Source organism: Amycolatopsis sp. NPDC043887 (assembly GCF_056435665.1).
Genome location: NZ_JBWKEB010000009.1, coordinates 369738 through 377798, shown reverse-complemented (window position 1 = coordinate 377798; position 8061 = coordinate 369738). Strand labels below are relative to the sequence as shown.

Sequence of the window (8061 nt, the reverse complement as noted above, 5' to 3'; positions counted from 1 at the left end):
CAGGGGGTGAGGGGGGGGGGGCTGGTGTCTCGAGGGAAGCGAGGGGGGCCGTACTCGCGCGGGGGGAGAGGGGGGGGGGGGGGGGGGGGGGGGGGGAAGGAGGGGGGGGGGGGGGGGGGGGGGGGGGGGGGGGTTTTTGGGGGGAAACCCAAAACCCCCCCCCACGACCACCTCGACCCACGCGCCACCGCCGCCTGAACGCTCACGAGATCGTTACGCGCTTCCTGTAGCGTTTCGCGCCCTGCGGACGATGAGTGATTCCCTTGCCGCACAGGCATTCCGCCAAAAGCAGGCGAATGCCGGACACTGGTAACGAACCCGGTCCTCTCGCCGACCAATGGGCAGCGGAATGCGGCTGGAGGAATTCGTCATGAAGATCAGTGTCTTCGGGCTCGGCTACGTCGGTTGCGTCTCGGCAGCGTGCCTCGCCGGACGCGGGCACGAGGTCGTCGGGGTCGACGTGAACCCGGTGAAGATCGAACTCGTCTCCAGCGGCAAGGCGCCGGTGGTCGAAGAGCGGATCGGGGAACTGACCGCGGAGGTCGTCGCCACGGGCAAGCTGAGAGCGACGACCGACGTAAGACAGGCGATCGCGGACAGCGAAGTCTCCCTGATCTGCGTCGGTACCCCGTCGGCGCCGAACGGCAGCCTGTCGACGGCGTTCCTGGAGCGCGTCGCCGAGGAAATCGGCGAAGCGCTCAAGACCAAGACGCGAAGACACACCGTCGTCTTCCGCAGCACCATGCTCCCCGGCACCTGCCTGGATCTGCTCGTCCCCATCCTCGAAAAGTCGTCCGGCCGCACGGCGGGCGTCGACTTCGGGGTCGCGGTGAACCCCGAGTTCCTGCGCGAGGGGAGCAGCGTCAAGGACTTCTTCGACCCGCCCAAGACCGTCATCGGCGAGCTCGACGCGGCGAGCGGCGACGTCGTCGCGGCGCTTTACGAAGGACTTCCCGGCGAGGTCTTCCGCGTCCCGATCCCGGTCGCCGAGATGACGAAGTACGCCGACAATTCCTTCCACGGCCTCAAGATCGGCTTCGCGAACGAACTCGGCGCCATCTGCCGCGCGCTGGGGCTCGACTCCCATCAGGTGATCGACGTCTTCCTCGCCGACCGCAAGCTCAACATCAGCCCCGCCTACCTTCGCCCCGGGTTCGCTTTCGGCGGCTCGTGCCTCCCCAAGGATCTGCGCGGCCTGGTCTACGCCGCGCACCGCGCGGACGTCGCCGTCCCGATCCTGTCGCACGTGCTGCCCTCCAACGACGAACACCTCCAGCGCGCCTTCGACCTGGTCGCGCGCACCGGGAAACGCAAGGTCGGACTGTTCGGCCTGTCGTTCAAACCCGGCACCGACGACCTGCGCGAGAGCCCGCTCGTCGAACTCGCCGAGCGCCTGCTCGGCAAGGGATACGACCTCCGCATCTACGACGCCAACGTCAGCCTTTCGCGGCTGATCGGCGCGAACCGCGAGTACATCGAGGGCAGGTTGCCGCATCTCGGCCAGCTGCTCGCCGGCTCCATCGGCGAGGTCGTCGACCACGCCGAAGTCTGCCTCATCGGCTGCACCGACCCGGAGGTCCTCGCGGCCCTCCCGGCGGGCGGCGGCCACACCATCGTCGATCTCGTCCGCGTACCCGACGCCGACCGTCGCCGGGCTGAAGAGGGATATGTCGGTCTTGCCTGGTAAAGCTCTCATCCTCGTCGAGAACCTGTCCGTCCCCTTCGATCGCCGCGTCTGGCAGGAGTGCCAGACGCTTCGCGACGCCGGCTGGGAAGTCCACGTCATCTGTCCACAAGGGACGAAGCGGGACACCGAAGCCGAAGTCACCATCGACGGCGTCCACATCCTGCGGTACCCGCTGAAGGCCGCCACCGGTGGTCCGGCCGGGTACGTCCAGGAGTACGGCTCCGCGCTGTGGCACACGCTGCGGCTCGCCCGCAAGGTTGGCCGGGTCGACGTCGTGCACGCCTGCAACCCGCCGGACCTGCTGTTCCTCGTCGCGCTGTACCTCAAGCGCCAGGGCGCGAAGTTCATCTTCGACCAGCACGACCTCTGCCCCGAGCTGTACCTCTCGCGCTTCGACCGCGGCGAGGACTTCCTGTACCGCGCGGTCTGCGCACTGGAGCGCCGCACGTACAAGACGGCCGACGTCGTCATCGCGACCAACGAGAGCTACAAGGACGTCGCCGTCAAGCGCGGCGGCAAGTCGCCGGACGACGTCTTCGTCGTGCGCAGCGCGCCCGTGGTCGAGCGGTTCCATCAGGTCCCGGTCGAGCCCGAGCTGAAGAAGGGCAAGCCGCATCTGCTGGCGTACCTCGGCGTGATGGGCCCGCAGGACGGTGTCGACTACGCCTTGCGCGCGCTCGCGTCGTTGCGTGACGAGGTCGGCCGCACCGATTGGCACGCCGTGTTCATCGGCTCCGGCGACGCTTTCGACGCCATGGTGGCGTTGTCCAAGGAACTGAAGCTCGACGACCAGGTCGAGTTCACCGGCCGGATCCCCGACGAGGACCTGCTGCGCTACCTGTCCTCGGCCGATGTCTGCCTTTCGCCGGATCCGCTGAACCCGCTCAACGACGTGTCGACCATGAACAAGATCATGGAGTACATGGCGATGAGCCGTCCGATCGTCTCCTTCGAACTGCGGGAGGCCCGCGTTTCGGCCGGGGAGGCCGCTCTGTACGCGCCGGCGAACGACGAGCCGGAGTTCGCGAAGCTGATCGCGCATCTGCTCGACTCGCCGGAACAGCGGGCCGAGATGGGCGAGCTGGGGCGAGCGCGCGTCGCCGGTCCGCTCTCTTGGGAGAACTCTCAGAAAGCCCTGCTCGCGGCCTATGCGGCCGCGGTCCGGTGATCGACTTCCCGGTCGCGTTTTGAACAAGACTCGGGCAATCCTGTAACCAACATCGCGGTCGCTCCGACGGGATTGATGCTGCACCCGCACGCACCGATGGGAGACCCCGGTTTTGACTGACGATACGGTGCGCCTGTCCATGATCGGACAGGTTCTGCGCGGGAGGTGGCGGACCCTCGTGGTCCTCGCCCTCCTCGGCGCCCTGGTCGGCGCGGGATCGTCGCTGATCCTTTCCCCCGGCTACCGGACGACGTCCAGCGTGCTGCTGCAGGGCCCGCGCGAGGCGGACGAACTGCTCACCCAGGCCGAGGTGGCGACCAGTTCGGTCGTGCTCGACCGGGCCGCCGCCGGACTCGGTGACGGCGAGACCGGCGCCGATCTGCGGGACAAGGTGGCCACGTCGGTCGCACAGGGCAATGTCATCACCATCGAGGCCACCGGTGACACCGCCGAACAGACGCAGCGGATGGCCGACCGGATCGCGAGCGAGTTCGTGAAGTACTCGACGCAGATCATCGCCGGTTCCGGGGACGCCGCGGTCCAGCTGGCGCAGGAACGCCGCGAGACACTGCGGCAGCAGGTCACGCAGACGAACCAGCGCATCAGCGAACTCTCCGCGAAGGTCAACGAAGGCAAGACGACCGTCGAGAGCGTCCAGCTGCGCACCGAACTGCAGGGCCTGCGCTCGTCGATCGAGTCGGCGATGTCCAGTTTGAACGCGGCCGACACCGCCAGCGGCCTCGGCAACATGGTCGTCCTCGGCTCGGCCGAACTGCCGTCCTCGGCTGCGGCACCCACGCTCCCGCAGCTCGCCCTCGGCGGCGCGGCGCTGTTCTTCCTCATCGGCCTGTTCGGTCACCTCTTCACCGCCCGCACCGACCGGCGGCTGCGGGACGAAGAGGAGATCGCCGCGGCGATCGGCGGCCCGGTGCTGGCCACCTTCGACGCCGTGGAGCAGCCGCCGGCGCGCACCACCTTGCGGGCCAAGCTCCTCCGTGACGACAGGCCGTGGAACGTCCCGCGGGTCGACGTCTTCGCTGACGAGATCGACTCCGACGTCTTGTACCAGCGCCTGATCTCCCGGTTGCCGCACCGGCGGCTGCTCGTGGTCGCCGCGCACGGCGATACCGCCGGGCAGGCGGCCGCCGAACGGCTCGCCGCGCTCGCCGGCCGATGGTTCACCGTCGTGACGGTTTCCCCGGCGCGGCCCGTCGTCGCGGACACCGACGCGGAAGGAGTCCTCGTCGTGGCGAGTGTCGGCTCCCGGTCCGCGTGGGAGCTGGTCGGGATCGCCGAAGCCATCGCCGACGCCGGTCTCGCCACGGTGGGCACCGTGCTGATCCGCCCGGTCCGGCCGACCCGCGCCCGCCCCGGTACGCCCACCCCGTCCGACCACGAAGCACTGGCAGGTACCGCGTGACCAGCGCCGAAAAAGCGAAGTCCGAGCCGCTCATCGACCTGCAGCGGCTGGTCGTCTCGGTACGCAGACGACGTCGCCTGTGGGTGGCCACCGCCCTGCTGGGGCTGATCGCCGGCGGGCTGGTCGCGATGCTCCTGCCGCCGCCGCCCACCGCGGTCGCACAGATCCTCGTGATCCACCCCGACGACTCGCCGACCGACAGCGGAACGCTGATGCGGACCGACGTCGCCGTGCTCCAGACGACGAAGATCGCCACCGAGGCGCTCAAGAAGCTGAACAGCACCCAGGCGCCGGAGGAGTTCCTGAAGGATTACGAAGGGCTGGGCCTGACGAACAACGTCCTCCATCTGACGGTCAAGGGCAAGACCGAGGACGAGGCACTGGCCCGCGCGCAGGCGATTTCCGACGCCTTCATCACCGAGTACGTCGGCCGCAACCAGGCTGCCGCGGCGGCGCAGCAGAAGGCCCTGCTCGACCAGCGCAACCAGGCCCAGGAGGAGCTCACCCCGATCGAAGCGTCGATCATCGCCGAAGAGGCCAAGGGCCGGAACGCCAACCCCGCGCAGCTGGAGCGGTTGTACTCGCGCCGCGCGGAGCTGACGTCCAAGATCTCCGACTACGACGGCCGAGCGCAGGAGGCGGGCATCGGTACGCCGAAGGTCGCCGCCGGGACGCAGATCGTGGACGCGCCGCGGATCCCGCCGCGTTCGCTGCTCAAGACCCTCGCCACCGACGCCGGGATCGGCTTGGCGCTGGGGTTGCTCGCCGGGCTCGGGCTCGCGGCCGTCACGAGCGTGGTGAAGGACCGGCCGGTCCTGCGCCGCGAGATCTCGCAGCACCTCGGCGCCTCTGTGATCGCGCAGCTGCCCAAACCACCGCGTTTCCTGCGGCGCTCTCGCGCGGCGACCCGGCGGCAGCGGGTCGCGACGACACTGGTCCGCGCCGTTCGGCGGGAAAACGGTTCGGTGTCGCTGCTCGACCTCGGTGCCCGCCAGGTCACCGCCGCGCTCGCCGTCGACATGGCGCGCGAGCTGGCCGGGAAGGGGCCGGTCTCGCTCGTCGACGACCTGCCGAAGACGAACCTCCGCGAGCTGACAGGCGAAAGCCCGATCCAGGTGCTGGACCGCGGCGACGTCCCGATGGCCGCGGCGGAGAGGCGCATCGGTGTCGGCTCGATCGAGCCCGGCACGGCGTGGACCGACCTCGAGTTCCTCGGCGAGGAGACGATCCTCGTCGTGCGCGCCGGGCACGCGAACACCGGATGGCTGCATACCGTCGCCCGCCAGCTGGCCGATCGGCGGATCCCGATCATCGGCGTCGTCGTGGTGGACCCGGATCCGCGCGACCACACCGACGGGACGCTGTGGGACGGTCTGCACACGGCGTTGCGCGGTCGCGCCGGTGCCGTGCCGGAGCCGCTGCCCGTCCCCGCGCGGACGGTGGCGCCCGCGCGGACGGTCGCGCCGGAACGGCAGATGCCGCGGCCCGCGCCCAAGCCGGTCGAGATGTTCCCCGAGGACGTCCCGGTGCGGCGTCTCTCGACGGTGGCGCCGGTCGAGACGGCCGCCGAAAGCCCCGTCGAGCGGGTGCTGGAGCCGTCGAGAGAGAAGAAGGGCGCGCGACGCCATCCGCCGACGCCGTACCGGCGGTCCGAGGACCACGACAACGCCGATCAGCCGACCAAACGATTCTCGCCTGTGTCACCGGATAACGCCGAAGCCTTGTAAGGGGAGCGAAAGCAGATGTGCGGCATCGCAGGGGCTTACTTCTGGCCGGACGGGGGACCGCTCACCGATCGGCTCACCAAGACACTCGCCCACCGGGGACCCGACGGTTCCGGCAGGTACGACCATCGTGCCGGGGATGGCGATGTCCACTTAGGACACCGAAGGCTGTCGATCGTCGACCTGACCGAGACCGGCGCGCAGCCGATGGTCAAGGACGGGCTCGCGCTGACCTACAACGGCGAGCTGTACAACGCGCCGGAGCTGCGGAAGGAACTCGAAGCCGCCGGTGTGCGCTTCCGGGGGACGTCCGACACCGAGGTCCTGCTGGAAGCCTGGCGCGCGTGGGGCACCGTGGGTTTGCACCGGCTGCGCGGAATGTTCGCGTTCGGCGTCTTCGACGAGCGGTCCGGCGAGCTGGTGCTGGTCCGCGACCAGCTGGGGATCAAGCCGCTCTTCCTGGTGCGCCGCGGCAAGGGGGTCGCCTTCGCGTCCGAGCTGAAGGCACTGGCCGCCGAACTGGGCGGCTCGCTGACCGTCGACGAAACCGCGCTCGTCGCTTCCCTGCTCTACTACTGGGTCCCGGACGGCCGCTGCGCGTTCAAGGAGGCCGAGAAGCTGCCGCCGGGCAGCTGGGCGCGGTTCCGGCCGAACGGCGACGTCGAACGCGGCACCTTCTGGTCGCTGCGCCAGGTCGCCGAAGAGGGGGCCGCGTATGAGGGGGAGTTCGACCTCAATGCCGTTATCGAGGACTCCACGCGCAAGCACCTGATCGCGGACGTGCCGGTCGCGACGTTCCTCTCCGGCGGGCTCGACTCCAGCTACCTGACCGCGCTCGCCGCGCGCGAGCGGCCGGGGATCTCCGCGTACACCATCGGTTTCCGGGCCGAGGACGCGAAGTTCGAAGCGATGCCGGACGACCTGATGTACGCGAAGAAGGTCGCCGCGAAGTTCGGTGTCGACCTGCACGAGATCGAAATCGCGCCGCAGGTGCTCGATCTGTTGCCGCGGATGACGTACCACCTCGACGAGCCGATCGGTGACCCGGCGGCGATCAACAGCTACCTGATCTGCGCCGCCGCTCGCGAGGCAGGCGTCAAGGTGATGCTCTCGGGCATGGGCGCCGACGAGCTGTTCGCCGGGTATCGCAAGCATCTGGCGAACAAGATCGCCGTTCAGTACCAGCGGGTTCCCGGCCTCGTCCGTCGCCCGGTGGAGTCCCTTGTGGACAGACTGCCGGTGGCGACGTCGAAACGGGGATTCCGGTCGGTCCGCTTCGCCAAGCGGTTCCTCTCGTTCGCGGAGCTGCCCGAGGAGACCGCGTTCCGGCGCAGCTACACGATGTACGACCAGGCCGAACTCGCCGGTCTGCTGAACCCGGACCTCGCCGGCGCCGTCGACGACGTGATCACCGAGCACGCGGACACCTACCACGACAACACGTTGTCGGACTTCGTGAACCGCATGTGCCTCGCCGATTCCCGGCTCTTCCTGCCGGGGCTCAACCTCGCCTACACCGACCGGTCCAGTATGGCGGCGTCGGCCGAGGTGCGGACACCGTTCGTCGACATCGAGGTCGTGAAGGCCGCGTTCCGGATCCCCGGTGACCGGAAGATCGTGAAGCGCCAAGGGAAGATGGCGCTCAAGGAAGCGGCGCTGTCCATTCTTCCCGCCGAGATCGTGCACCGGCCGAAAGGCCTGTTCAGCGCGCCGCTGCGGGCTTGGATGAGCCGCGACCTCGCGCCGCTGGTGCGCGAGGTGACGAACGAAGGTGAATTGGTGAAGGCCGGGTTCCTCCGTCGTGAGGCCCTGCGGAAGCTCGTCGACGAAGACGCGTCCGGGCAGCAGGACCGGTCCAAGCATCTCTGGCACATCTTGACCCTCGAGTACTGGTATCGCGGCGCCGTTTCCGCTCGGCCAGGTGGGTCGTGGGGGGGGGGTTGGGGTTTTCCCCCAACCCCCCCCCCCCCCCCCCCCCAAAAAAGAAGAAAAGAAACGCCCTGTTTCGAGAGCTTCACCTCTTCCAAGGACCCGAAACCCCCCCAAGGAAACCATCCTACCC

5 protein-coding genes are annotated in these 8061 nt (G+C 69.0%); all 5 read left to right on the top strand.

The features are described 5' to 3' along the window. Positions 1-370 precede the first annotated feature (370 nt). Positions 371-1687, top strand: coding sequence for a nucleotide sugar dehydrogenase (locus AC069H_RS25680; protein ID WP_478230835.1), 1317 nt, complete (start codon positions 371-373; stop codon positions 1685-1687). Beyond that, positions 1668-2855: a glycosyltransferase family 4 protein gene (locus AC069H_RS25675; RefSeq protein WP_478230836.1), complete on the top strand. Its 1188-nt coding sequence runs from the start codon at positions 1668-1670 to the stop codon at positions 2853-2855. The genes AC069H_RS25680 and AC069H_RS25675 overlap by 20 nt, the downstream gene beginning before the upstream one ends. 139 nt (positions 2856-2994) lie before the next feature. Further along, entirely contained in the window at positions 2995-4275 is a 1281-nt protein-coding gene (locus AC069H_RS25670) for a YveK family protein (RefSeq protein WP_478234047.1), read from the top strand. Beyond that, on the top strand, positions 4272-6002 hold the full coding sequence (locus tag AC069H_RS25665) for a Wzz/FepE/Etk N-terminal domain-containing protein (protein ID WP_478234046.1): 1731 nt from the start codon (positions 4272-4274) through the stop codon (positions 6000-6002). Before AC069H_RS25670 ends, AC069H_RS25665 begins: the two co-directional genes overlap by 4 nt. A 15-nt stretch (positions 6003-6017) precedes the next feature. Continuing rightward, on the top strand, positions 6018-8061 hold a 2044-nt coding region (asnB, locus tag AC069H_RS25660), incomplete at its 3' end, for an asparagine synthase (glutamine-hydrolyzing) (RefSeq protein WP_478234045.1).

Excerpts from the sequence above, each read along its gene's own strand:
- AC069H_RS25680 (WP_478230835.1), top strand. The coding sequence starts at position 371 with ATGAAGATCAGTGTCTTCGGGCTCGGCTACGTCGGTTGCGTCTCGGCA.
- AC069H_RS25675 (WP_478230836.1), top strand. The coding sequence starts at position 1,668 with ATGTCGGTCTTGCCTGGTAAAGCTCTCATCCTCGTCGAGAACCTGTCC.
- AC069H_RS25670 (WP_478234047.1), top strand. The coding sequence starts at position 2,995 with ATGATCGGACAGGTTCTGCGCGGGAGGTGGCGGACCCTCGTGGTCCTC.